The following is a 24,566-nucleotide window of genomic DNA, read 5'->3' on the forward strand; positions in this document are numbered from 1 at the left end:
ACCTGCGGCGCACCCGCGGAGCCGTCCGCCTGCCCCCTTTTGCCTTCGGCGCCGATCCGTACAATGCGGCTTCACCCGCACGGAGGGCGGCAATGTCCGAGTACCAGGTCACCACGCTCCCGAACGGCCTCCGCGTCATCACGGCCTCCATGCCGTCCACCCAGGCCGTCTCGGTCAACCTCTTCGTCGGCGTCGGCTCCCGCTCCGAGCCGCAGCACCTCAACGGCATCACCCACTTCCTCGAGCACATGGTCTTCAAGGGCACGGAGAAGCGCCCCAACGCCATCCTCATCGCGCAGGAGATCGAAGGCGCCGGCGGCACGCTCAACGCCTACACCAACAAAGAGTTCACCTGCTACTGGAACATCGTCCCCTTCGACCGCTTCCCCACCGCCATCGACGTCGCCGCCGACATGCTCCTCAACTCGAAGCTCGAGCAGGAGGAGATCGAGCGCGAAACCCCCGTCGTCCAGCAGGAGCTGAAGCGCAACCACGATAACCCCGCCGCCTGGGCTGCCCGCCTCATCGGCCAGGCCGTCTATGGCCCCCAGCCCGCCGGCTGGGATGTCGGCGGCACCGTCGAACTCGTTGCCACGTGGAAGCGCGACGACTTCGTCGGCCACATCCGCGAGTGGTACAAACCCGGCAACATCGTCCTCTCCGTCGCCGGCAACGTCACCCACGAGCGCGTCCTCGAATTCGCCGTCCCCCTCCTCGGCGGCATGGAGCCCGGCCCCATCCCGCCCGTCCAGCCCTACGACCCGGCCATCACCGGCCCCCGCGTCGTCACCGAAAGCCGGCCCATCGACCAGTGCACCCTCTACCTCGGCCTCCCCATCTTCGGCCGCGACGACCCGGACCGGTACATCCTCCGCATCCTCAACGACGTCCTCGGCGCCGGCATGTCCTCCCGCCTCTTCCGCGAAGTCCGCGAGCGCCGCGGCCTCGCCTACTCCGTCTCCTCGGGCTACGGCTACCTCGCCGATGCCGGCGTCTTCACCATCTCCGCCGGCGTGAACCGCGACCGCCTCCGCGAAACCATCGAAGTCTGCCTCGCCGAGGCCGAGAAGCTCATCGCCGAGCCCGTCCCGCCCGATGAGCTCCGCAAAGCGAAAGACCACAACATCGGCCGCTTCCGCCTCTCCCTCGAAACGGCCTTCTCCATCGGCCAGCGCAACGGCGAGCTGCTCCTCACGAAAGGCCGCGTCGAAACCATCGACGAAGTCGTCGCGGCCATCGAAGCCGTCACCGCCGATGACATCCAGCGGGTCGCCCGGCGCATCTTCGACCGCGCGAAGCTCCACGCCGCCGTCGTCGGCCCCTCGCTCGACGACGCCGAAATCGAAGCGGCCCTCGGCTAGCCCGGCCCTACCAGACCTCCGGCGCCCACGGCTCCGGCCGCCAGCGGAAGAGCGCATCTGCCGTCCGCGCCGCCGCCTCACTGCCCGCGATGCGCCCGGCCCGCCAGAGCGCGAGCGCGCTCACCTGCCCGAAGAGCAGGCTGCCCAGCTCTTCCGCGCCCAGCTCGAGGTCGGCCGCTTCCCCCGTCGCGCGGCACCGCGCGCCGCCCGGCCCCGCCTCCAGCGCAAACCGCCCCGCCGCATAGCCGCCGAAGTCGTCTGCCACCTCCAGCACGAGCCGGCCCTCCCCGGGATACCGCCGCCCCTCCAGCGCGGCTGCCGGGTCCAGCACCCGGCAGAAGAGCGCGTCCGAAGGCCGCCGCACCGCCCGCCGCGGGTCTTCGAGCAGGTGGAGCAGCGTTTCGTCCAGCGGCCGCCGGTACGCCGTCACCCGGTCGACGAGGTCCACGCCGAGGATGTACTCCCAGAGCGCCGCCTCCGCGCCGCCGTCGATGCCGAGCAGCTCGTGCACCGCCACCTCGCCCGCCGGCAGCCCGTGCTCCCATTCGCCCCGCACGCGGTAGCGCGCGTACCCGATGGTCGCCCCATCCGCCTCGAGGCTCACGAGGAAGTCCTTGCTCCAGCCCGGCTCCTCCCGCTCCTGCGCCGGCACGCCGCGCTCCTCCCACCACGCCGCCGAGCGCGTGTGCAGCCCGGCGCGCTGCCCCCGCACCGCCTCCCACACCGCGGGCCATGCCGCCAGCGCCTCCTCCCGCGTCACCAGCCGGGGCTTCCCCCGCGCCGCCGGGTGGCCGCGCAGCCGGCCGTGCACCCGCGCCAGCCGCACCTCGTCGAAGTGCTCCGTCGCCAGTCCGTAACCGAACCGCCCGTAGATCGGCGCTTCCGAAGCCCAGAGCGCTGCGATCGGCTCGCCCCACGCGCGCACCCGCCGCAGCTGCTCCGTCATCAGCGCCGTCAGCACGCCGCGCCGCCGGTCCGTCGGCAGCACCCCCACCCACGTCCCCCCCGCGCACGGCAGCGACCCGCCCGGCACCGAAAGGTCGAACCGGAACGCCCCCGCCGACCCGATGCACCGGCCGTCATCGAACGCGCCCAGCAGCCGCTCGCGCTCCGCGAACCGCATCCCGCCCTCCACCCGCTCGGGGTTCAGCTGCCGCCCGAACGCGATCGAATTCACGGAGAAGAACGCCGCCAGCTCCTCCTGCTCCGGGGCCCGCACCTCGAACGTCATCTGCTGCTCCTCCTCGCGCCGAAAGCCCCAGCCTACCCGCTGGCTCCTTCGCCGTCAGCCGCGCCGCGGGAACCTTTCGCGCGCCCGCAGCCGTCTCTCCGTGCAGGATGCCCGGGTTCGCGCGGCTCGCCGGCTTGCTCGCCGGGTGCACCCTCCCCGTCATGCTGCTGGCGTGGGGCAGAGCGGAACCCGCCGGCCCGGGCGTCCTCCATCAGCCGCTCCCGACGCCGGCGGGGGCAGCCCCGGCCGCCGCCGCGCCCGCCTCACCGGCGCCGCCGCCCCTGCCCGCCGGGGTCGAAGCCCTCGCCCGGCGCGCCCACCCCGCGCTCGCCGATGCGGCGCTCATCGCCGCCCGCCCCGAGACCTGGCCCTCGGCGTGCCTCGGCCTCGCGCCCGCCGGCGCCGTGTGCGCCCAGGCCGTCACTCCCGGCTGGGTCGTCACCTTCCTGCCCGCCGGCGGCGCCCCGGTCACGGTCCACGTCGGCGCCGGCTCCGCCCGCCTCGCCGAAAGCCCGTAGCCGCCGGGCCGGTACAATGGCTTCGTGGACGGTTTTTCCCTCCCCCCCGTCGACCCGCCCCTCCGCTCCCCCATCGTCATCCTGGCGTTCACCGGCTGGAGCGATACCGGCACCGTCACCACCGACGCCGCCAACCACCTCGTCGAAACTTTCGGCGGCGCCCGCTTCCTCGAGGTCGACCCCGAGGAGTACTACGTCTTCACCGAGACGCGGCCCACCGTCTCCATCGACGAATCCGGCGTCCGCCGCCTCCACTGGCCCGAAAATCACGCCTACGCGGTCCGCACCGGCCTCGGCAGTCACGACCTCATCGTCGTCCGCGGCATCGAGCCGAACCTCCGCTGGCGCACCTTCGCCGCCCGCCTCGCCGAGGCGATCGTGTCGCTCCAGCCCGCCCTCGTCTGCACCCTCGTCGCCCGCCCGGCGGCCACTCCCCACACCCGGCCCATCCCCGTGACCGGCTCCAGCGCCGACCCCCGCCTCGCCGCCCGCTACGGCCTCGGCCGCTCGCTCTACCAGGGCCCCACCGGCATCATCGGCGTCATCCACGACGTCCTCCGCGCCCGCGGCCTCGACCTCATCAGCCTCGCCGCCGGCGTCCCCCACTACCTCAGCATCGACGAAAACCCGCCCGCCACCCTCGCGCTCATCCGCGCGCTCGAACCCGTGCTCGGCTACCCCGTCCCCGAAGGCGACCTCGAGGACCGCGCCGCCGCCTTCGTCGACCGCGTCAATGAAGCCTCCCGCGGCGACGATCAGGTCGGCACGTACGTCCGCACCCTCGAAGCCCAGTACGAAGACGACACCGACGACGAAGGCACCAGCGACGAGGAGCCCGGCGACAGCGAACTCCCCTCCGCCGACGACATCCTCAAAGACGTCGAAGACTTCCTCCGCGGCACCGGCGACCGCTAACGCCGGACGGCGCCGCCCCGCACGGCATCGCTCCGGGTTCCTCCCCCGTCCATCGGCTCACGGCCCGAACCCTTCGCGTCCGCCTCCCGCGCCGGCGCGCAGCGCCCGCACCCGGCGGCGATGCCGCCATAGGCAGCGAGCCATCCCGCGCCGCGGCGTCAGCCGCGGCATCCCACGCGCAAGCTACGGAAAATCGCTCCCCGGGATGCTCTCCGGGTCGCGCACCAGCTCTTCCCACCGCCGGCGGATCACGTCCAGCGGCGCCGGCGGCGGTGTCCACGGCAGCCCCCGCACGATGACGCCCCGGTTCGGCGCGTGCTCCACCAGCCCCTCGCTCTCCAGCCGGCGGAACGCCTCCCGCACCGGCGTCTGGCTCACCCCCCAGCGCGCCGCGATCTCCTCCTGCCGCAGGTGCTCCCCCTCCTTCAGGTTCCCGGAGAGAATCGCCGCCTGCAGCGCCTCGTAGACCAAATCCGCCTTCGTCTTCCGCGGGTTCCGCATCGCCATACCCCAAGCATACCCCACCGCGCCCCACCCTCCCGCTTCCGCATCGCCCGACGCCCGTCTTCGAACTCCCGACTCCCGCTTCCCGCTTTCCCTTCCCACCGTCTCCCAGCGTCGCCGCGGCGCGGCGGCATCCCGCGGCGCCGCCGCCGGGGGCGGCCAGCCATCCCGCGCCGCGGCGTCAGCCGCGGCATCCGTCGCGAGGCCCAACCTCCATCAGGGATTCCCCCGCCCAACCTCAGCACCCCGCGCTCCGCCCTCAGGGAGTTCCCCACGTCCGCCGCACCACACCGGCCCCCTACGCTGGAGGCACCCACGTCTCGGGGCATCGCCATGATCAAGCTGACCCGCATCGATGGCACCGAGTTCTACCTCAACCCGGACCTCTTCGAGGTCATGGAAGCCTCCCACGATACCCACATCACCCTCACCAACGGCCACCGCTACGTCTGCCAGGAGTCGCCCGAGACCATCATCGACCGCATCGCGGAGTTCCGCCGCCTGAGCATCGGCGCCATCCGGAGGTCCGCCTGATGGACCTCGCGACCGTCATCGGCCTCGTCGTCGCCATCATCGGCATCATCGGCGGCAACATCCTCGAGGGCGGCGACCCCATGAAGCTCATCAACCTGCCGGGCTTCTTCATCGTCGTCCTCGGCTCCCTCGGCGCCGTCATGATCTCCCAGCCGCTCTCCGTCATGATCGGCCTCCCCAAGTTCATCCTCAAAGCCTTCTTCGGCGGCGCCCAGCACAACTCTGCCGAGACCGTCGAGCTCTTCGTCCAGATGGCCGATAAAGCCCGCCGCGAAGGCCTCCTCGCCCTCGAAGCCGACGTCGAAAAAATCCACGACCCCTTCACCCGCAAGGGCGTCCAGCTCATGATCGACGGCACCGACCCCGAACTCCTCCGCGAAATCATGGAGATCGAGCGGGAGTCGATGAAGCACCGCCACGAGGGCAACTTCGCCGCCCTCGAATTCATGGGCGGCATCGCTCCCACCATCGGCGTCCTCGGCGCCGTCATGGGCCTCATGGGCGTCATGTCCCACCTCGATGAGCCCGACCACATCGGCCCCGGCATCGCCACCGCCTTCGTCGCCACCTTCTACGGCGTCTTCACCGCCAACGTCCTCTGGCTGCCCCTCGCCAACAAGCTCAAGAACAACTCCAAGCACGAACTCCACGCCCTCGATGTCGTCATCGAAGGCCTCATGTCCATCCAGGCCGGCGATAACCCCCGCATCGTCCGCGAAAAGCTCGAGGGCTTCCTCCAGCCCTCCGCCCGCGGCAAGAAGGACGACCATGCCGAGGCCCGCCGGGAGGCCGCATGAGCAAGCGCGCCCCCGAGCCGGAGAAGCCCGAAAACCACGAACGATGGATCGTCTCCTACGCCGACATGGTGACGCTCCTCTTCGCCCTCTTCGTCGTCCTCTACGCCACCAGCGACGCCAACCCCCAGAAGCTCCAGTCCGTCCGCGTTTCCATCGAACAGGCCTTCTCGATCGGCGTCCTCCAGGGCTCCAACGGCTCCTCCGCCGTGCTCAACCAGGGCGGCGGCCTCACGCCCTCCCTCAACGAAATCCGCTCCAACACGTTCCAGGGCCTCAACGACACCCTCTCCGAATTCGCCGCCGCCAACGGCCTCGAGGGCAAAATCCAGCTCCGCTCCGACGCCACCTCGATCACCATCTCGCTCGCCGATAACCTCCTCTTCGACCCCGGCTCCGCCGACCTCCGCCCCGGCAGCGTCGATGTCCTCCTCCAGGTCGCCGATGCCCTGAAGGGCCTCCCCAACCAGCTCCGCATCGAAGGCCACACCGACGACATCCCGCCGAACAGCCGCGACTACCCCACCAACTGGGAGCTCTCCACCGCCCGCGCCACCCGCGTGCTCCGCGTCCTCGTCGAACAGGGCGGCCTCGACCCCGCCAAGCTCTACGCCGCGGGCTACGCCGATACCCGCCCCCTCGCCAGCAACGCCACCCCGGAAGGCCGCGCCCTCAACCGCCGCGCCGACATCGTCATCCTCTATCCCACCATCGAAGACCTGCAGAAGGCCCTCTCCGGGGCCCAGCGGAGGTAACGCCCATGTTCAAGGACAAGAAGATCCTCGCCGGCGGCGCCGTCCTCTTCGTGGCCGCCTTCTGGTTCTACATCAAGCCCAACTACATGGACCCGAAGCCCCCGCCCGTCTACACCGCCGAGCAGATCGCCAACGCCCCGCGGCCCACCGTCTTCCTCGGGAAAGACTCCGGCGGCGGCCACGGCGGCAAAGCCAGCAACGCCCCCGAGGGCATCGTCCTCAACCTCAAGCCCTCCGGCACCACCCAGCGCTACGTCAAAGTCATCATGGCCCTCGAATTCGGGCCCGCGACGCCGCCCTGGGTCGGCCTCACTACCGACCAGATCGCCGCCAAGAACGCCGAGTTCGCCCACCACCTCGAACCAGAAATGCACAAGATCCTCGACGCCGTCGCCTACGTCATCGGCTCCCACACCGCCGAAGAGCTCTCCACCGTCGAGGGCAAAGAAAAGCTCAAAGAAGAGCTCATCGAAGCTATCAACCACCACCTCCACGGCGAAAAAGTCGAAAAAATCTACTTCGAAACCTTCATCATCCAGTAGGAGCGCACCCCATGGCCGACCCGGTCGACGTCCTCGCCCAGCTCCTCTCTCCCCAGCAGGCCGCCACCCTCGATGCCGTCGGCCGCCGCGCCTGGGAAGCCGCCGCCCGCGCCCTCCAGGCCATCCAGGGCCAGGCGCCCGCCGTTGCGCTCGGCGAGGCCCGCCTCGTCATGCCCGACGAAATCCAGGGCGAGTTCGGCGACCCCCACCTCGCCGTCCCGGTCGAACTCTCCACCGACAACGACCAGGCGGCGACGGCCTACCTCGTCCTCCCCACCGCGCCAGCCGCCGCCTACCTCCAGACCGAGGCCGATAATCCCGAAGACCAGGAGCAGCAGACGCTCGTCGTCGCCTCCACCTTCCTCGGCCAGGTCATCCAGGCCCTCAACCAGGACGTCTTCGCCCGCTCCTCCAACGGCCTCATCCTCTCCTTCGACGACGTCACCGCCAACACCATGCCCGCCACCCTCGGCGGCCTCGATGACGCCTGCCTCTACCTCACCGCGAGCCTCTCCGCCGCGCAGGCGCTCCCCATCGCGCTCGTCCTGCCCGGCACCTTCCTCGATATCGTCGCCGGCTCGATGGCCACCGCCTTCGCCGAGCCGGCCGCAGCTGAAACCCCGCTGATCACTCAGGAAGACCTCGAAGCTGCCGAACTCCTCGATGTCGAACTCCAGCGCATCGAGGAACCCATGGCCTTCCCGCAGCAGCCCGACCCGCAGCCCGCCGCGCCCCGCCGCGCCGCGCCCCCGCCGAAGGAGCAGCCGCCGGTCACCGCCCAGCGCGCGCGCTTCACCCCGCTGCCCGACCCCGGCCCGGCCGAGCACACCGCCGGCATCGAACTCCTCGCCGGCCTCGAAATGAACGTCACCGTCGAGCTCGGCCGCACCCGCCTCACCGTCGCCGAAGTCCTCAGCCTCGGCCCCGGCTCCGTCATCGAACTCGACCGCATCGCCGGCGAACCCGTCGACATCCTCGTCAACGACCGCCTCGTCGCCCGCGGCGAGGTCGTCGTCGTCGATGAGAACTTCGGCGTCCGCGTCGTCGAAGTCGTCCGCCGCGGCCACGAAATCGAAGAGCCCGAGCCCGTCGCATGAGCGACCCGGCGGCCCGGAAGCGCCTCACCTGGCTCGTCGCCATCTGCGGCGCGCTCCTCGTCGCCATCCTCTTCGTCTCCCTCGCGGCCCCCTCCCCCCGGCCGGCCTCCCCCCCCCTCGTCCCCGCCGACCCCGGGACGGCTGCCGACCCCGGCGCGCCTGCGGCCGGTTCTGAGGCCGGCTTCTCCCTCGGCCCGGGCGACCTCATCTCCCTCGGCTGGCGGCTCGGCCTCGTCGCCCTCATCATCGGCGGCTCCATCGTCGGGCTCCGCTGGTGGGCCCGCCGCATGGCCGCCCCGGCCAGCACCACCGGCTTCCTCCGCGTCGTCGATACCCTCCCCATCAGCAGCGGCCGGACCATTCACCTCCTCGCCCTCGGCGACCGCGTCATCGCCATCGGCGCCACCCCCCAGCAGATCACCATGCTCGAAGCCCTCACCCCCGAAGAGGCCGAGCGCGTCCTCGCCGCCGCCGACGCGAAGAACGACCCCCTCCCCCTCGGCGACTTCGCCGCCCAGCTGCTCGAATCGCTCCGCCGGGGCGAACAGCGCGCCGCCCGCGAGCCCGTCATCGGCGCCGAGCCGCGCCGCCAGGCTTAGGCGCTTCCCCGGCCCCGGATCAGGGTTCCCCGCCCGCAGCCCGCGAGGGAACCGCCCCCGCTCCGGTGGGGTTCTCCGGATTCAGGCCCGCCCCCCTCCGCCGATACGCTGGCCTCACCCTTTCCCACCGGGGGCCAGCGTGGCGCACCGCCAGAAACCCCGCCGCCGACGGCGCATCCTCCTCCCCCTCGCCCTCCTCGGCCTCGCGCTCGTCCTCCTCACCGGCTGCGTGCAACAGACGGCTGCCCCCGGTCAGCCGGCCGCGCCGCAGGACCCGTCAACGCTCGCCCAGGACCCCCGCAACGTCTCCGCCGCGATCCAGCTCCTCGTCCTCATCACCGTCCTCTCCCTCGCCCCCGCCATCCTCGTGATGGTCACCTCCTTCACCCGCATCATCGTCGTCCTCTCCCTCGTCCGGAACGCCATCGGCATCCCCCAGCTGCCGCCGAACCAGGTGCTCATCGGGATGGCCCTCTTCCTCACCGCCTTCGTCATGGCCCCCCAGGTCAAGACCATCAACGACGAGGCGATCCAGCCCTACCTCGCCGGCACCATCTCCCAGCAGGAGGCCTTCGAGCGCGGCGAAGCCCCCCTTCGCCAGTTCATGCTCAAGCAAACCCGCGAGCAGGACCTCGCCCTCTTCCTCAAGCTCTCCGGCAGCCCCAAGCCGAACAGCCCGGACGACGTCCCCACCTACGTCCTCGTCCCCGCCTTCACCATCAGCGAACTGAAGACAGCCTTCCAGATGGGCTTCGTCATGTTCGTCCCCTTCCTCATCATCGACCTCGTCATCTCCTCCGCTCTTCTCAGCATGGGCATGATGATGCTGCCCCCCGTCATCGTCTCGCTCCCCTTCAAAATCCTCCTCTTCGTCCTCGTCGATGGCTGGTATCTCATCGTCGGCTCCCTCGTGGGGAGCTTTGCCTAGGAGCATCCCGTGAACGAAGGCGTCATCCTCGGCCTCATGCGCGAAGCCCTCACCGTCGGCATGCTCGTCGGCGCCCCCATCCTCGGCACCACCCTCGTCGTCGGGATGGTCGTCTCCATCATCCAGGCCGCCACGCAGGTCAACGAAGCCACCCTCACCTTCGTCCCCAAGCTCATCGCCGTCTTCGTCGCGATGCTCCTCTTCGGCCCCTGGATGATGTCGACCCTGCTCGACTTCTCCGCCGGCATCTTCGCGAACATGGCCGCGTACGGGCGCTGACCATGGCCCTGGACCTCTCCCCCGTCACGACCTACACCTTCCTCCTCATCCTGATCCGCACCTCGGCCATGCTCGTCTCCTCGCCGCTCCTCTCGCACCGCGGCATTCCTGCCCAGGCGAAGATCGGCTTTGCCGTCTTCACCGCCCTCGTGCTCACCCCGATCACGAAGCTCCCCGGCGGCCAGCCGCCCGAGACCTTCGGCCGGCTCGTCGACGACGTCCTCCGCGAGACCCTCTTCGGCCTCGGCCTCGGCCTCGCCATGAACATCGTCTTCATCGGCCTCCAGATGGCTTCGCGCATCATCGGCCTGCAGGTCGGCTTCGGCCTCGGCGCCGTCTTCGACCCCATCACCGGCACCGAATTCGGCGTCTTCGACCAGTTCTACGCCCTCCTCGTCACCCTCGTCTTCTTCGTCATCAACGGCCACCATCTCGTCATCCAGTCCCTCGCCGAAACCCTGCAGGCCGTGCCGCCCGGCACCTTCGACCCGTTCAGCCTCGCGCCCTCCGGCATCACCTCCCTCATCGCCGGCCTCACCGTCACGGCCGTCCGCATCGCCATGCCCGTCATGGCCGCCCTCCTCCTCACCGACGTCGGCATGGGCATCGTCGCCCGCACCGTCCCCCAGGTGCAGATCCTCATCGTCGGCGCCCCGGTGAAGATCGGCGTCGGCATCCTCGTCCTCGGCGCGGCCCTCCCGGTCACCATGCAGCTCATGAACGGCGTCATCGGCGCCTCCCTCGCCGGCTCGAGCCGCATCCTCCTCGGCGGAGGCACTCCCTAGATGGCCGGCGAACGCACCGAAGCGCCAACCCCAAAACGCCTGCGCGACGCCCGCCAGAAGGGCGACGTCGCCCACAGCGACGAGGTCGTCTCCATCGGCGTCCTCCTCCTCGCCGTGCTCGCCATGAAGCTGCTCGGCCCCGCCCTCTGGGACAGCCTCGCGGCCATCCTCGCGCAGGGCCTCGGCCAGCCCGTGCCCGAGCTCACCCGCGAATCCGCGCAGCAGCTCGCCCGCGACACCGCCTGGCAGACCGTCCGCGCCCTCCTCCCCCTCCTCGGCCTCGTCGCCGTGTCCGCCGTCGCGCTGAACGTCGCCCAGGTCGGCCCCCTCTTCACCGGCCAGCGGCTCAAGCCCCAGCTCTCCCGGGTCAACCCCGGCGCCGGCCTCAAGCGCATCGTCTCCGTCGACGGCCTCTTCCGCCTGGCCAAGTCGCTCCTCAAGTTCGTCATCATCGCCGTCGTCGTCGGCCTCACCCTCCGCGCCCAGTTCGCCGACCTCGCCGGCCTCGGCGCACTCAGCATCGGCGCGGCCACCGCCCGCCTCGCCTCCCTCGGCTTCGATATCGCCTTCCGCGCCGCCGGCGTCCTCTTCCTCCTCGCCCTCGCCGATTACGCCTGGCAGCGCCGCCAGCACCTCAAGCGCCTCCGCATGACGAAGCACGAGGTCAAGCAGGAGCTCAAAGAAACCGATGGCGACCCCCACATCAAGGCCGCGATCCGCCGCCGCCGCCAGCAGCTCCTCAACCGCATGATCGCCGCCGTCAAGACGGCCGACGTGGTCGTCACCAACCCCACCCACTACGCCGTCGCCCTCAAGTACGACGCCGTCTCGATGCCCGCGCCCATGGTCGTCGCGAAGGGGCAGGACTACCTCGCCCTCCGCATCCGCGAAGTCGCACGCGAGGCCGGCGTCCCCGTCCTCGAAGAGCCGCCGCTCGCCCGCGCCCTCCACGCCAGCGTCCAGGTCGGCCACTACATCCCGGCCAGCCTCTTCCACGCCGTCGCCGAAGTCCTCGCGTGGGTCTACGCCCTCCGCGCCCGCGCCGGCCGCCGCACCACCGCCCCAGGAGCCGCCAGGTGACCGTCCAGGCTCAGTCCCGCCCCGCCTCCGCCTCGCTCGGCCGCCTCCTCGGCCAGACCGACATCCTCCTCGCCGCGGGCATCATCACCATCGTCGGGATGATGATCATCCCGCTGCCGGCGCCCCTCCTCGATGTCCTCCTCACCATCAACCTCGCCGTCAGCGTCGTCATCCTCCTCGTCGCCATCTACACCGAAGAGCCCCTGAAGTTCTCCGTCTTCCCCTCCCTCCTCCTCATCACCACCCTCTACCGCCTCGCCCTCAACGTCTCCACCTCCCGCCTCATCCTCCTCCACGGCGATGCGGGCGAGGTCGTCCACTCCTTCGGCAGCTTCGTCGTCGGCGGCAACCTCGTCGTCGGCCTGGTCGTCTTCCTCATCCTCGTCGTCATCCAGTTCGTCGTCATCACCAACGGCGCCGGCCGCGTCGCCGAAGTCGCCGCCCGCTTCACCCTCGATGCGATGCCCGGCAAGCAGATGGCGATCGACGCCGACCTCAACGCCGGCCTCATCAACGAAGCCGAGGCCCGCGAGCGCCGCAAAGCCATCGGGCAGGAAGCCGACTTCTACGGCGCCATGGACGGCGCCTCGAAGTTCGTCAAAGGCGATGCCATCGCCGGCATCGTCATCATCCTCGTCAACATCATCGGCGGCCTCTCCATCGGCATCCTCCAGCAGGGCGTCGGCCCCGCCGAAGCCCTCAACCTCTACGCGAAGCTCACCGTCGGCGACGGCCTCGTCTCCCAGCTCCCCGCCCTCCTCATCTCCACCGCCACCGGCATCATCGTCACCCGCGCCGCCGGCGAGACGAACCTCGGCTCCCAGGTCTTCTCCCAGATCACCATGCAGTCGCGGCCGATGTACGTCGCCGCCGCCATGCTCGCCCTCTTCGCCGCCCTCCCCGGCCTCCCCCGCCTCCCCTTCCTTCTCGTTGCCGCCACCGTCGGCGCCGGCGGCTACCTCATCGACCGCTCGAAGCGCCAGGCCGAACTCGCCGCCATCGCCGCCCGCCCCGAACCCGTCCCCGAGCCCGAGCAGCTCGGCCCCCAGCAGGTCATCCAGATGATGACCGTCGACCCCCTCGAAATCGAAGTTGGCTACGGCCTCATCCCCATCGTCGACGAACAGGCCGGCGGCACCCTCCTCCGCCGCATCACCCAGATCCGCCGCCAGCTCGCCCTCGAGCTCGGCATCGTCCTCCCCACCGTCCGCGTCCGCGACAACCTCGGCCTCGCCCCCAACGCCTACGTCGTCAAGCTCCGCGGCGTCGAAATTGCCCGCGGCACGCTCCAGCCCGGCCACTACCTGGCCATGGACCCCGGCACCGCCGAGGGCGACATCCCCGGCATCGAAACCGTCGAGCCCGCCTTCGGCCTCCCTGCCCGCTGGATCACCCCCGCCTACCGCGAACGCGCCGAGCTCCTCGGCTACACCGTCGTCGACGCCGAATCCGTCCTCGCCACCCACCTCACCGAACTCGTCCGCCGCTTCGCCCCGGACCTCCTCTCCCGCCAGGACACCCAGGACCTTCTCGAAAACCTCCGCAAGGAGTACCCCGCCCTCGTCGACGACCTCATCCCCTCCACCCTCACCGTCGGCGAAGTCCAGGAAGTCCTCCAGAACCTCCTCGCCGAGCGCGTCTCCATCCGCGACCTCGTCACCATCTGCGAAACCCTCGCCACCCAGGCCCGCCTCACCCGCGATATCGACCTCCTCACCGAGTACGCCCGCGCCGCCCTCGCCCGCCAGATCAGCCGCCAGTACGCCGACGAAACCGGCACCATCCGCGTCATCACCGTCGGCCCCCGCACCGAGGAGGAGATCGCCGCCAGCATCCAGCAGACCGACCGCGGCAGCCAGGTCGCCATGGCCCCCTGGCAGGTCCAGCGCCTCGTCGGCGTCGTCGCCGCCGAAGTCGAGCGCGTCGCCGCCTCCGGCCGCGACCCGGTCATCCTCTGCTCATCCCGCATCCGGCTCGCCCTCCGCCGCCTCCTCGAGCGCCGCCTCCCGAACGTCGTCGTCCTCTCCTTCGCCGAGATCACCCCCCAAACCCACGTCGAAGCCATCGGCAACATCGAGGTGAACGTTGGAAACGAAGCGCTTCATCGGTAACGACACCACGCGCCTCTTCGCCCGCATCCGCCGCGAGCTCGGGCCCGATGCCGTCATCCTCTCCACCCGCTCCCTCCACCGCGACGGCGCCCCGCCGCTCGTCGAAATCATCGCCGCGCCAGCCGCCGAACCCGCCGAATCCCTCCCCCTCCACCTCCAGCAGGCCGTCCTCGAAGAAGCCCTCCGCCGCGTCGAAACCGCCCCCGGCATCACCGTCGCCGACCTCGAAGAGCTCGCTGCCGCCGAGGAGCCGGCCCCCGCGCCCGTCCTCGAACCCCGCTCCCGCCCCGCCGCACCCGGTCCCCTCCCCGGCCCGGAGGATGCCATCCTCGAAGCCTTCGCCAGCCTCGGCTGGGACCCTGCCGCCGCGCGCGCCGTCCTCGAGGCCGCACCCGGGGCGCGCACGCCCGCCGCCGCCCTCGAGCGCTGGCTCGAAGCCTCACCCGCCTCCTACCCGCCGGATGGCCAGACGGCCATCGTCACCATCCAGGGCGCCGAGGGCTCCGGCCGCACCACCGCCCTCCTCAAGATGGCGCTCGACTGCGCCGATGCCGGCCGGCCCGCCATCCTCGTCGCTGCCGATACGGTCCGCGCCGGCGCCCAAGACGCCATCCGCGCCTGCGCCGATGCCCTCGGCCTCCCCTTCGCCGAGGCGTTCACGCCCGGCGAACTCGTCCGCGCCGCCGCCCGCGCCCCCCGCGGCGCCTGCCTCTTCGTCGATACGCCCGCCGGCGCCTGGGCGCCGCCGCCTATCCCGGGCGCCGCCCACTTCGCCTACCTCGCGATCCCCGCGCACTGGCAGGCGGCCGCCGCCCGCGCCGCCTTCCAGGATGTTCCCCTTGGCCGCTTCGCCGGGGCCGTCCTCACCGGGGCCGACCTGGCCCCCACCCTCGCGTCCGGCCTCGAACTCCTCGCCGAGACCGGCCTCGGCCTCGCCTTCCTCTCCGCCGGCCGCGATATCGCCGCCGGCATCACGGTCGCCGACCCGCCGGCCATCGCCGCCGCCCTCTTCCCGGCCCCGGCGCCCCGCCTCGCAGCCACCGCCTGAACCCGCCTCGGCGCCTCCCGCCGCCGCGATCAGGGCAATCCCCGGCCCCCGGCAGGGAGCCCGCCGATGGGTGCCCCGTTCCCTCCCCGCAACCATAGAACCATCCCGCCCGCAGCTCCCCTGTCACCGCCCCGCCACCCGGGGCCGGGCGCCGCGGGCCTACCTTCGAAGCAGGAGCAGCCCCGTGTCCGCCGCCGTTCCCGCCTTCACGCGCGCATCAGGGCTCTCCATGACCCCATCACGGGAGATGTCGAATGGGCGCCCCAGCCCCGCGGCCTAACAATCCTTTCATGGCCCAGGGACTCCTCCCCGGCACCGCCCTCCGCATCGAAGTCTCCACCCGCGAGGGCACCGAGTCCTACGCCACCCGCATCGAAGACGTCGATGCCGAGCGGGTCGCCATCCTCGTCCCCATGCGCGGCCTCAAGCCCCGGCCCCTCGCCGCCGGCACCCTCGTCCGCTCCGTCTACATCTACCGCCAGAAGCGCTGGCGCTTCGTCACCGAAGTCATCGGCCACAGCCCCGACGGCGCCATCGAATACCTCCGCCTCCCGCCGTTCATCGACTGCCACGAGCGCCGCCGCAACTACCGCCTCCAGGTCGCCATCAAACCCTCCCGCATCTACCGCCTCGTCGTCGACGGCGAAGAGACGGCCGAGCAGGAGTTCGAGGGCACCATCGTCGACCTCTCGGAAAGCGGCTGCTGCATCGCCTCCAAAGCCTTCGCCCTCCCCGGCGAGCGCCTCGGCCTCGAAGCCACCCTGCCGGAGGCCGGCGACATCGCCGTCCGCGCCCGCGTCGTCTCGGTCCGCGAACCCGAGGCCGGCTACCGCATGCGCCGCATCCACTGCGAATTCCTCGAGATGCCCCGCGCCCAGCGCGACCTCATCGCCCGCTACCTCATGCGCCGCCAGATCGAAATGCGCCGGAGGGGCCAGCTGTGAACGCGCTCCCGCCCTACACCATCGCCCGCTACGGCGTCTACGCCGCCCTCGCCATGGCCGTCGCCGCCGCCTGGCTCGGCACCCGCGCCGGCTACCCCTTCGACCAGGCCCTCATGCGGGCCATCTTCACCTTCGTCCTCGTCACGACCGTCGCCTTCGGCGCCGAGGCGATCGTCCTCACGAGCCCGCCCCGGCCCCAGCCGCCGCCCCCCGCCGACCACCAGTCCGACGACACCGACCAGCCCGACGAGTAACCCCTGAGGAGCCGCACCCATGGCCACCGCACGCGCCGCCAGCGCCCCCCTCTTCGAAGACCGCGAAGCCGCCATCCGCCAGTACGCGCCCCTCGTCAAATACGTCGTCGGCCGCCTCGCCATCGGCCTCCCCGCCATCCTCGACTACGAGGACATCCTCTCCTACGGCACCATCGGCCTCATCGAAGCCCTCGACCGCTTCGACGGCTCCAAGGGCGTCAAGTTCGAAACCTACGCCATCTCCCGCATCCGCGGCGCCATCATCGACGCCCTCCGCTCGCTCGACCGCCTGCCCCGCTCCGTCCGGCAGAAAGCCCGCCGCCTCGAGCAGATCCACGTCGAATTCGAACGCGAGCACGGCCGCGAGCCCACCGACGAAGAAGCCGCGCAGCTCATGGGCCTCACCCCCGAGCAGTACAACCAGGCGCTCATCGATGCCAGCTGGGTCACCGTCTCCCTCGATGGCCTCCTCGACCGCGACAACAACGAAGACGGCACCGCCCCCACCGAACTCCCCGCCGACCCCAACGAAGAGGACTTCACCGAGCGGCTCGAAAAGCGCCAGCTCCTCGATGCCCTTACCGCCGCCATCAAGACCCTCCCCGAGCGCGAGTGGCTGATCATCAGCCTCTACTACCGCGACGAAATGACCATGAAAGAGATCGCCCAGATCCTCGAGATCTCCGAATCCCGCGTCTGCCAGCTCCACGGCCGCGCCCTCGGCCGCCTCCGCGCCCGACTCGCCCGCGAGCGCAACCCCTGACCGCACGCCCCGGAGGCCCGCCATGACCGACGTCATCGCCCTGCTCGCCATCTCCCAGCTCGTCACCCTCGGCGCGCTCTTCTACCTCTACATCCAGGTCCAGCAGCTGCGCGCCGGCACCCGGCCCGTCCGCCGCCGCGAACCCGCCGACGAAGCCCCGGCGCCCGGCATCCCTGTCCGCGGGGCCGCCGCCCGCCGCGCGGCCAGCACCGCCTACGCGGCTGCCCCGCGCGTCCCCGCCGACGCCCTCCGCCAGGGCCGCGTCGATGTCGCCGAGCTCGCCCGCCGCATGCACCGCAGCGAAGAGGAGGTCCGCCTCCTGCTCCGCCGCCAGGGGATCGCCTCATGACCGGGGCCCGCGCCGCGTGCGCCAGCGTGCTCCTTGCCGGCATCGCGCTCGCCGCGGCCTTCCTCGCCGGCCAGCCCGCCCGCGCCAACGGCGTTCCCCAGCTCGTCAAGCTCACCTATCTCGAAGGCATCTCCAACTTCGGCCCCCGCGATGCCGAAGGCGTCCTCGAATTCTCCTTCTCCGAAGCCTACGCCCGCGTCGATGTGAAGCACCTGCCGCCCGTCGCCGGCTACGTCTACGAAGGCTGGCTCACCGGCGGCGCAGCGGCCCCGTTCCGCGTCGGCACCATCCCCACCGGCCCCGACGGCATCGGCGTCCTCGATACCCGCCTCCAGGGCCTCACCTCCTACGACTACCGCATCTTCGTCGTCGCCGCCCGGCCAGCCTCCGCCCCCGAGAACCAGCTCCCGGCCACCATCTCCATCGCCGGCCGCTTCGAAGTCATCGCCGACGACGGCAGCAGCCCCCGCGGCGACGTCCGCCCGGGCACCCTCCCCGACACCGGCGAACGCCCGGCCGAATCCCTGGCCGCCCGCATCGCCCGCACGGCCTTCACCATGCTCGCCGTCGGCGGCCTCGCCTTCGTCGCGCTCCGCTTCACCTTCGCCCGGAGGAACTCCGCATGATCAAGGGCCTCTACTCCGCCTTCACCGGCATGGAAGCCGCCTGGCGCTACCAGGACGTCCTCGCCAACAACATCGCCAACGCCAACACCGTCGGCTTCAAGCGCGAAATCGCCTCCCTCAGCCCCCTGCCGGAAGTCCTCCTCTCCCAGCAGGCGCCCGTCCCCGCGCCGCTCACCGCGCGCATCCAGGCCGTCGTCGGCCAGATCGGCACCGGCAAGTTCGTCGCCGAATTCGTCACCGACTTCCAGCAGGGCATGCTCCGGCAGACCGGCCTCGAACTCGACCTCGCCCTCTCCGCCGGCTTCTTCACCATCCGCGACGCCCAGGGCAACGTCTTCTACACCCGCGACGGCCGCTTCCAGCGCGACGCCGCCGGCAACCTCGTCACCTCCGCGGGGCATTTCGTCCTCGGCGAAGACGGCCAGCCCATCACCCTCCCCCTCGACCCGGTCACCGTCACCCCCGACGGCGCCATCCAGGACGCCGCCGGCAACGAGATCGCCGCCCTCCGCATCCGCGATTTCGCCCCGCTCCAGCTCGAACGCGCCGGCGAAGCCTACTTCCGGGCCCTGCCCGATGACCTCGGCCAGCCGTTCGAAGGCGAGCCGCCCGTCGGCGGGCCCGGCCTCCGCCAGGGCTTCCTCGAATCCTCCAACGCCAACCTCGTCGAAGAGCTCACCTCGCTCCTCGCCGTCCAGCGCGTCTACCAGGCCAGCCAGGCCGTCCTCGCCCGCCTCGATACCACCCTCGATCAGGCCGCCGGCGAACTCGGCCGCCTCTAGCCCACCCGGAGGTCCCGCCCCGTGCCCACCATCCTCGGCGCCGCCGCCAGCGGCCTCATCCACAACCAGAACGTCCTCGATACCGTCGCCCACAACCTCGCCAACGCCAACACCAGCGGCTTCAAGGCCTTCCGCGCGCTCCACCAGGGCCTCCCCGACCCCGACCCGGCGCCCGAGACCTCCCGGCTCGGCGTCGCGACCACCACGCGCGACCTCCTCCTCCAGCCCGGCGCGCTCCTCGCGAGCGACTCGCCGCTCCACGCCGCCCTCGAAGACGGCGCCTTCTTCATCGTCCGGGGCGGCGGCGGCGAAGCCCTCTTCACCCGCTACGGCGGCTTCCTCCTCGACGGCGAAGGGACCCTCGTGGACTACGCCGGCCGTATCGTCCCCGACATCAACGGCGACCCCATCCGCCTGCCGGAAGGCTTCACCGCCCCCTTCCTCGACCCCAACGGCTTCCTCATCGCCGCCGATGAGAACGGCGAGCCCCAGCAGATCGCCCGCCTCCCGCTCGCCCGGTTCGCCAATCCCGCGGGCCTCGAACTCCTCGGCGGCGGCCTCTACCGCCCGACCCTCAACAGCGGCGAACCCGAGTACGGCACCCCCGGCGATCAGGGATTCGCCCCATTGCGGCCCGGCACCCTCGAAAGCTCCAATGTCGATGTGGCCCAGGAGTTCGTCAGCATGATCGTCGCCCAGCGCGCCTACAGCGCCTGCGCAAAGACGTTCGCCGTCGGCGACGCCATGCTCGAGCTCGCCACCCGCATCACCCGCTAGCACCCGCCAGGAGGCATCCCATGGCACGCATCGACGGACTCAACCTCGGCGGCGCACACCTCAACCCGACGGGCGGCCCCAACGGCGCCGGCCAGGCCGGCAGCGCCGCCTCGGGCGGCCAGGCGGCGGGAGCCCGCGGCAGCCACGACGTCCTCAGCCTCTCCCCCCGCGTCCGCGTCATCGCCGAGGCCGCCCGCGCCGTCGCCGACGCCCGCGACGTCCGCGCCGAGAAGGTCGCTGCCCTCAAGGCCGCCATCGCCAACGGCACCTACTCCTCCAACGCCCGCGAAATCGCCGCCCGCCTCCTCGCCGACGGCATCGCCGGGGACCTCGCATGAGTGCCGCCCTCCTGCGCGAGGCCCTCGCCATCCTGCGCGACGAAGAGCAGCTCCTCGCTGCCCTCGTGGGCCTCGCGCGCGAAGAGCAGCGCGCCCTCATCGCCGCTGATTACCCCCGCGTCGAAGCCGTCAGCCAGCAGATGCTCGAGGCCGTCCGCCGCATCGAAGCCCGCGAAAGCGATCGTTTGAATTTGCTCAGAACCGTCGGCCTCGCCTTCCACGCCCTCGATGACCTCGCCGCGCATGCCGAGAACCTCGGTGTGCATGGGTTCGCTGACGTCCGCGAACGCCTCGCTGCCCGGGCCCTCGAACTCCGCGAGGTCCAGGAAGCCAACGCCCGGCTCGTGCTCAACGCCATGCGCGTCCGCGACCGCTGGGCCGCCATCGTCGCCGGCCATACCTCCCCGACCTACAGCCCGACCGGCCAGGCCGCCCCGCCGCAGGAGGGCTCCGGCTTCGTCTCGAAGACCGCCTGAGGTACAGCCATGGCCCTCTCCATCGGCCTCGATACCGCCGTCAAAGCCCTCCGGGCCCACCAGCTCGCCGTCGACGTCGCCGCCCACAACATCGCCAACGCCCAGACGCCCGGCTTCTCCCGCCAGCGCGTCCTCCTGCGCCCCATCGGCCTCGAAGGCTCCGCCTGGTCGAGCCGCGACAGCCTCCTCGGCCGCGCCGGCTTCGGCGTCGACGCCCGCGACGTCCACCGCATCCGCGATGCCTTCATGGACTACCAGGCGCGTCAGGCCCTCTCCGCCCGCGGCCAGCACTCCGCCTTCTCCACCCCCCTCCGCAACGCCGAAGCCGTCTTCAACGACCCCTCGGATGACGGCCTCTCGGCCCTGCTCGCCCGCTTCTGGGCCGCCTGGCACGACGTCGCCAACGAGCCCGAGTCCTCCGCCGCGCGCACCGCGCTCGTCCACGCAGCCCAGACGTTCACCCTCCGCGTCCAGGCCGCCCACGCCGAGATCGACCTCCAGCGCCGCAACCTCAACCAGCAGGTGACCGCCCTCGGCGACGAAATCAACGCCTACGCCCGCGAAATCGCCGGCCTCAACCTCCAGATCAAGCAGGTCGAACTCAACGGCGAGCGCGCCAACGACCTCCGCGACCGCCGCGACCTCCTCCTCGACAAACTCAGTGAGGTCGCCAGCATCCAGTACAGCGAATCCCAGACCGGCGAGGTCTCCGTCTACCTCGGCTCCCACGAGCTGGTCTTCGGCACCACCGCCCGCACCATCGTCGCCGGCCCTGACCCGGCCGACCCCACCATGACGAAGCTCACCTGGCAGGTCGACGGCTTCGACGTCGTCGCCAACGGCGGCAAGCTCAAGGGCGTGCTCGATGCGCGCGACCAGGCCCTGCCCGACCTCATGCGCAAGCTCGATGCTTTCGCGATGGGCATCATCAACGGTGTCAACACGATCCACCGCCAGGGCTACGGCCTCGATAACACGACCGGGCTCGACTTCCTGCAGGGGACCGGCGCCGCCGACATCCAGCTCAACCCCGTCCTCGCTGCCAACCCGCACCAGATCGCCACCGCCGCCAATCCGAACGCCCCCGGCGATGCCAGCATCGCCCTCCGCATCGCCGGCCTCGAACTCCAGCCCAACATGGCCGCAGGCATCCCCTCCGCCAATCTCGTCACCGGCGAGACGCTCTCCGCGGGCGTTACGCTCACCGGCCTCTCCGTCGCCGGCTCCCTCCAGCCCGGCAACTACACCATCGTCGAAAATCCGCCCGCCTCCGGCACGCTCGAGCTCCAGTACAACGGCAACCCTATCGGCACCTACACCGCCGCCGCCATCTCCAGCCCCGGCGGCACCATCACCTTCATGAACGGCTCCAACGTCGTTGCCACCCTCCACGTCGCCGTGAGCGGCACCTACTCCGCCGCCCAGCAGGTCGCCGACCTCACCGCACCCGGCAACGACACCATCCGCGTCGACGTCGCCCCCGGCAGCTTTTACGCCAACCTCGTCGCCGTGCTCGGCGCCGACGTCAACCGCGCCCTCGGCATGGAGCAGTCCGCCGGCCTGCTCGTCGACCACCTCGACACCATGCGCCAGGCCACCCACGGCGTGAACATCGATGAAGAGGTCACGAACCTCCAGGCCGCCCAGCACGCCTACAACGCCGCCGCGCGCGTCATCACCGTCATCGACGACATGCTCGATACCCTCATCAACCGCACCGGCGTCACGAGGTAGCCCGCATGCGACTCAGCGACCAGGCCCGCGTCCAGAACCAGGTTGCCTACCTCACCTCCGCCGCCGAGCGCATGGACCGCGTCCAGCGCCAGCTCGCCACGAACCGCCGCATCGACCGCGCCAGCGACGACCCCTCCGGCGCAGCGCTCGCCATGGACTACCGCAAGTCCATCGCCTTCGAAGCCCAGATGCGCCGCAACCTCGAAAACGGCACCGCCTTCCTCAACGTCACCGAGGCCGCCCTCAGCAGCGCCACCGACCTCCTCCAGCGCGCCCGCGAGCTCACCGTCCAGGCCGCCAACGATACCCTCGGCCCCGCCGAACGGCAGGGCGTCGCCGCCGAAGTCAACCAGCTGATCGAGCAGCTTGCCCAGGTCGCCAACACCAGCTTCGGCGGCGTCTACATCTTCAGCGGCCACCAGACGAACACGCCCGCCTACGCCGTCGGCGGAAGCCCGCCCGCGGCCGTCACCTGGCAGGGCGACTACGGCGAACGCCTCCGCCGCGTCTCCGCCCGCGACGTCGTGCCCGTCAACATCATCGGCGACCGCGTCTTCGGCAACCTCTTCGACCAGATGATCCAGCTGCGCGACGCGCTCCAGTCCGGCGCGCCCGGCGCGCAAATCCGCCCTTTTATCGCCGCCATCGATGCCGGCCTCGAGCGCGTCCTCAACGCCCGCGCCGAAGTCGGCGCCCGCCTCAACCGCTTCGAAGCGACGAACTACCGCTCCCTCGAAACCGATACGAACCTCCAGGAGCTCCGCGCCGGCGTCGAAGACATCGACATCGCCGAGACGATCGTGCGCTTCACCGCTGCCCAGAACGCGCTCGAAGCCGCCCTCGGCGCCATCGGCCGCACCTCGAACCTCTCGCTGCTCAACTACCTCCGCTGAGCAGCCCCCGGCCCCGGCCTCCTGCCCCGTCCGCTAGTACCCCTTGTACTGGGGCATTGATGCGCGGACGTTTGTTATGGCACGTCCTGAATCTGGATGAGGCCGCCTAAGGCCACTCGGGGACGCCGAATGTCGCGGGAGGATATGTACCAAATATGTACCAGCCCGCTCTCGTCGCTGGGGGGCGTATATACAGGTGCCTATCTCTAACCCGACAAACCTGACATACCCGACAGAGAGCTGCCGGGGGCGCCCGTGGTAGTTCGCTGAAGGCCGCGGGGTGTGGTCGGGTTTTGGTTCCGGCGGGAGCTGCAATCCCGACAATCCCGACATCGCGCCAGGAGGGGAGCGCCTGGCCCCTGCTGCCGGCCGGCGCCTGCCCATGCGGGACGAGCTGCCCGGTTCTGCCACGCCTGGCCTTCGCCGCAGTGCATTTGCTGCGATGCAGTGAACGCTTCGCCGCGATGCAGTGCCGTTCCCCCGGCCGCCCCCTGCCCGCGGGGGAAATCGGGGCTTTCTGCCGGGTCAAGGCCATTTCAGGTCGCCTGCCGGGCTCCGGGGGCGCCCCGGCAGGAGTCATCGTGACCGCGCGAAAAATCGGCGGCCCCGGCGCGGGCCTGGCCGGACCCCGGGGGACTTTTCCCTCTCCCTGCTACCTATTCCTCTTCGAAGTCGGAGTCGAGCCCCAGCGTCCGCGTTGTGACGCAAAAATGGTCTTCGCGCTTGGGCGCCGCCTGGAAGGTTCCAGCTTTGGAAACAGAACGCCAACGTGCGTACCGCCGGTCGTTCGACCGTTAGGAAACAGCATTGCACTCCTCGCCACTCTTCCGAGCTGCGCTCAGTGGCGCCGAGAGGCAACCGTGCGTCCGGGCGGCCGGACGGGGCCGAAAACGTATAGGTGGGCCGGTCCGCTCTATGCAGGGTCGAGCGGCCGCGGTTAAACTTGCACGCCACTCGAGGGGCCGGTGCAAACTACGGAGCATACCAAGTCGCAGCAAGAGGCGATCCGCACTATCAACCGGAACCTCCAGATCATCGCGTGCGCCGGGTCAGGCAAGACCGAGGTGGTCGTAGCGCGGGTAGCCGAGGTCGTTGCCAATGGAGCCGGCCCGGCCAGCGTGGTGGCGTTCACGTTCACGGAGAAGGCAGCCGCGGAGCTGAGGGACCGAATTGCGCTTCGCGTCCGCCAGCGGAGGGGGAACGTGCCGGGAATGGCCGAGATGTACGTCGGCACCATCCACGGGTACTGCCTCGGGCTGCTGCAGGGGAGCGTTCCCGAGTACTTCAAGTTCAGCGTGCTCAACGAGGTTCAGGCGCGACTCTTCGTCGACCGCGCGCCACGACGGACCGGCCTCTATGATGTCGGCCTCAAACAGCATGTCGAATCCCGCCTGTACCTGGACGTGCTGGGAACTCTTCGCGAAGGAAACCCTGACTTGACGATCCTTCTCAATGACCCGAAGGGCAAGGCGCCGCTGGAGGCCGGTCAGCGCAAATCCGAGGATGGAGCCCCGGCGCCGGGTGTTCGGGTCGTCCGACTCGGCCATCC

Annotated in this window: 28 protein-coding genes and 1 pseudogene; 27 read left to right on the forward strand and 2 right to left on the reverse strand. The window is 70.8% G+C overall.

The window, feature by feature from the left end; all coding sequences use genetic code 11:
* Positions 1–92 precede the first annotated feature (92 nt).
* Complete coding sequence (locus N2041_RS10160; protein ID WP_297678394.1) at positions 93–1,361, forward strand: pitrilysin family protein; 1,269 nt, start codon at positions 93–95, stop codon at positions 1,359–1,361.
* Between the two features lie 7 nt (positions 1,362–1,368).
* Here the strand turns inward: N2041_RS10160 and N2041_RS10165 are convergent, their stop codons facing one another.
* Positions 1,369–2,592: a GNAT family N-acetyltransferase gene (locus N2041_RS10165; RefSeq protein WP_297678396.1), complete on the reverse strand. Its 1,224-nt coding sequence runs from the start codon at positions 2,590–2,592 to the stop codon at positions 1,369–1,371.
* 107 nt (positions 2,593–2,699) lie between these two features.
* Here N2041_RS10165 and N2041_RS10170 point away from each other — a divergent pair, with 107 nt between their 5' ends.
* Positions 2,700–3,110, forward strand: coding sequence for a hypothetical protein (locus tag N2041_RS10170; RefSeq protein ID WP_297678398.1), 411 nt, complete (start codon positions 2,700–2,702; stop codon positions 3,108–3,110).
* Between the two features lie 24 nt (positions 3,111–3,134).
* Positions 3,135–4,025: a PAC2 family protein gene (locus N2041_RS10175; protein WP_297678400.1), complete on the forward strand. Its 891-nt coding sequence runs from the start codon at positions 3,135–3,137 to the stop codon at positions 4,023–4,025.
* Positions 4,026–4,208: 183 nt separating this feature from the next.
* On the opposite strand, the gene N2041_RS10180 is transcribed toward N2041_RS10175, so the two are convergent.
* Positions 4,209–4,532 carry a GntR family transcriptional regulator gene (locus tag N2041_RS10180; RefSeq protein ID WP_225734703.1) on the reverse strand — a complete coding sequence of 108 codons (324 nt, stop codon included), beginning with the start codon at positions 4,530–4,532 and terminating at the stop codon, positions 4,209–4,211.
* 330 nt (positions 4,533–4,862) lie between these two features.
* Between N2041_RS10180 and N2041_RS10185 the strand changes: the two genes are divergently transcribed.
* The 24 genes and pseudogenes from N2041_RS10185 to N2041_RS14925 all read left to right on the forward strand — a co-directional run.
* The gene (locus N2041_RS10185; RefSeq protein ID WP_297678403.1) at positions 4,863–5,063 is read left to right on the forward strand and encodes a flagellar FlbD family protein; all 201 of its coding nucleotides are present in this window, start codon (positions 4,863–4,865) and stop codon (positions 5,061–5,063) included.
* Complete coding sequence (locus tag N2041_RS10190; RefSeq protein ID WP_297678405.1) at positions 5,063–5,860, forward strand: flagellar motor protein; 798 nt, start codon at positions 5,063–5,065, stop codon at positions 5,858–5,860. Before N2041_RS10185 ends, N2041_RS10190 begins: the two co-directional genes overlap by 1 nt.
* Positions 5,857–6,612, forward strand: coding sequence for a flagellar motor protein MotB (locus tag N2041_RS10195; RefSeq protein WP_297678407.1), 756 nt, complete (start codon positions 5,857–5,859; stop codon positions 6,610–6,612). Before N2041_RS10190 ends, N2041_RS10195 begins: the two co-directional genes overlap by 4 nt.
* A 5-nt stretch (positions 6,613–6,617) precedes the next feature.
* Positions 6,618–7,154 (forward strand): flagellar basal body-associated FliL family protein, encoded by a 537-nt coding sequence (locus tag N2041_RS10200; protein WP_297678409.1) that lies wholly within the window; start codon positions 6,618–6,620, stop codon positions 7,152–7,154.
* A gap of 11 nt (positions 7,155–7,165) precedes the next feature.
* The gene (gene fliN, locus N2041_RS10205; protein WP_297678411.1) at positions 7,166–8,251 is read left to right on the forward strand and encodes a flagellar motor switch protein FliN; all 1,086 of its coding nucleotides are present in this window, start codon (positions 7,166–7,168) and stop codon (positions 8,249–8,251) included.
* On the forward strand, positions 8,248–8,850 hold the full coding sequence (locus tag N2041_RS10210; RefSeq protein ID WP_297678413.1) for a flagellar biosynthetic protein FliO: 603 nt from the start codon (positions 8,248–8,250) through the stop codon (positions 8,848–8,850). Before fliN ends, N2041_RS10210 begins: the two co-directional genes overlap by 4 nt.
* 139 nt (positions 8,851–8,989) lie before the next feature.
* Positions 8,990–9,778 carry a flagellar type III secretion system pore protein FliP gene (fliP, locus tag N2041_RS10215; protein WP_297678415.1) on the forward strand — a complete coding sequence of 263 codons (789 nt, stop codon included), beginning with the start codon at positions 8,990–8,992 and terminating at the stop codon, positions 9,776–9,778.
* A gap of 9 nt (positions 9,779–9,787) precedes the next feature.
* On the forward strand, positions 9,788–10,057 hold the full coding sequence (fliQ, locus tag N2041_RS10220) for a flagellar biosynthesis protein FliQ (RefSeq protein ID WP_297678417.1): 270 nt from the start codon (positions 9,788–9,790) through the stop codon (positions 10,055–10,057).
* A 2-nt stretch (positions 10,058–10,059) separates the two neighbouring features.
* Entirely contained in the window at positions 10,060–10,842 is a 783-nt protein-coding gene (gene fliR, locus N2041_RS10225) for a flagellar biosynthetic protein FliR (protein WP_297678419.1), read from the forward strand.
* The gene (gene flhB / locus N2041_RS10230; RefSeq protein WP_297678421.1) at positions 10,843–11,922 is read left to right on the forward strand and encodes a flagellar biosynthesis protein FlhB; all 1,080 of its coding nucleotides are present in this window, start codon (positions 10,843–10,845) and stop codon (positions 11,920–11,922) included.
* Positions 11,919–14,033: a flagellar biosynthesis protein FlhA gene (gene flhA / locus N2041_RS10235; RefSeq protein WP_297678423.1), complete on the forward strand. Its 2,115-nt coding sequence runs from the start codon at positions 11,919–11,921 to the stop codon at positions 14,031–14,033. The genes flhB and flhA overlap by 4 nt, the downstream gene beginning before the upstream one ends.
* The gene (locus N2041_RS10240; protein ID WP_297678424.1) at positions 14,008–15,081 is read left to right on the forward strand and encodes a hypothetical protein; all 1,074 of its coding nucleotides are present in this window, start codon (positions 14,008–14,010) and stop codon (positions 15,079–15,081) included. The genes flhA and N2041_RS10240 overlap by 26 nt, the downstream gene beginning before the upstream one ends.
* Before the next feature lie 290 nt (positions 15,082–15,371).
* Positions 15,372–16,025, forward strand: coding sequence for a PilZ domain-containing protein (locus N2041_RS10245; RefSeq protein ID WP_297678426.1), 654 nt, complete (start codon positions 15,372–15,374; stop codon positions 16,023–16,025).
* Entirely contained in the window at positions 16,022–16,279 is a 258-nt protein-coding gene (locus tag N2041_RS10250; protein WP_297678428.1) for a hypothetical protein, read from the forward strand. Before N2041_RS10245 ends, N2041_RS10250 begins: the two co-directional genes overlap by 4 nt.
* Positions 16,280–16,298: 19 nt before the next feature.
* Positions 16,299–17,042: a FliA/WhiG family RNA polymerase sigma factor gene (locus tag N2041_RS10255; protein WP_297678430.1), complete on the forward strand. Its 744-nt coding sequence runs from the start codon at positions 16,299–16,301 to the stop codon at positions 17,040–17,042.
* Between the two features lie 22 nt (positions 17,043–17,064).
* Positions 17,065–17,391, forward strand: a complete 327-nt coding sequence (locus N2041_RS10260; protein ID WP_297678431.1) for a hypothetical protein — start codon at positions 17,065–17,067, stop codon at positions 17,389–17,391.
* Positions 17,388–18,017 (forward strand): hypothetical protein, encoded by a 630-nt coding sequence (locus N2041_RS10265; RefSeq protein WP_297678433.1) that lies wholly within the window; start codon positions 17,388–17,390, stop codon positions 18,015–18,017. Before N2041_RS10260 ends, N2041_RS10265 begins: the two co-directional genes overlap by 4 nt.
* Positions 18,014–18,799 carry a flagellar hook-basal body protein gene (locus N2041_RS10270; protein WP_297678435.1) on the forward strand — a complete coding sequence of 262 codons (786 nt, stop codon included), beginning with the start codon at positions 18,014–18,016 and terminating at the stop codon, positions 18,797–18,799. The genes N2041_RS10265 and N2041_RS10270 overlap by 4 nt, the downstream gene beginning before the upstream one ends.
* A gap of 21 nt (positions 18,800–18,820) precedes the next feature.
* Positions 18,821–19,576 carry a flagellar hook-basal body protein gene (locus N2041_RS10275; RefSeq protein WP_297678436.1) on the forward strand — a complete coding sequence of 252 codons (756 nt, stop codon included), beginning with the start codon at positions 18,821–18,823 and terminating at the stop codon, positions 19,574–19,576.
* Between the two features lie 20 nt (positions 19,577–19,596).
* Complete coding sequence (gene flgM, locus N2041_RS10280) at positions 19,597–19,914, forward strand: flagellar biosynthesis anti-sigma factor FlgM (RefSeq protein WP_297678438.1); 318 nt, start codon at positions 19,597–19,599, stop codon at positions 19,912–19,914.
* Positions 19,911–20,390, forward strand: coding sequence for a flagellar protein FlgN (locus N2041_RS10285; protein WP_297678439.1), 480 nt, complete (start codon positions 19,911–19,913; stop codon positions 20,388–20,390). Before flgM ends, N2041_RS10285 begins: the two co-directional genes overlap by 4 nt.
* Before the next feature lie 9 nt (positions 20,391–20,399).
* Complete coding sequence (flgK, locus tag N2041_RS10290; protein WP_297678441.1) at positions 20,400–22,124, forward strand: flagellar hook-associated protein FlgK; 1,725 nt, start codon at positions 20,400–20,402, stop codon at positions 22,122–22,124.
* 5 nt (positions 22,125–22,129) lie between these two features.
* Positions 22,130–23,017: a flagellar hook-associated protein FlgL gene (gene flgL, locus N2041_RS10295; RefSeq protein WP_297678443.1), complete on the forward strand. Its 888-nt coding sequence runs from the start codon at positions 22,130–22,132 to the stop codon at positions 23,015–23,017.
* 965 nt (positions 23,018–23,982) lie between these two features.
* Positions 23,983–24,243, forward strand: a pseudogene (locus N2041_RS14925) (UvrD-helicase domain-containing protein); the annotation flags it as partial.
* Positions 24,244–24,566 lie beyond the last annotated feature (323 nt).

The organism is Tepidiforma sp., from assembly GCF_026419595.1.
Lineage (GTDB): Bacteria > Chloroflexota > Dehalococcoidia > Tepidiformales > Tepidiformaceae > Tepidiforma.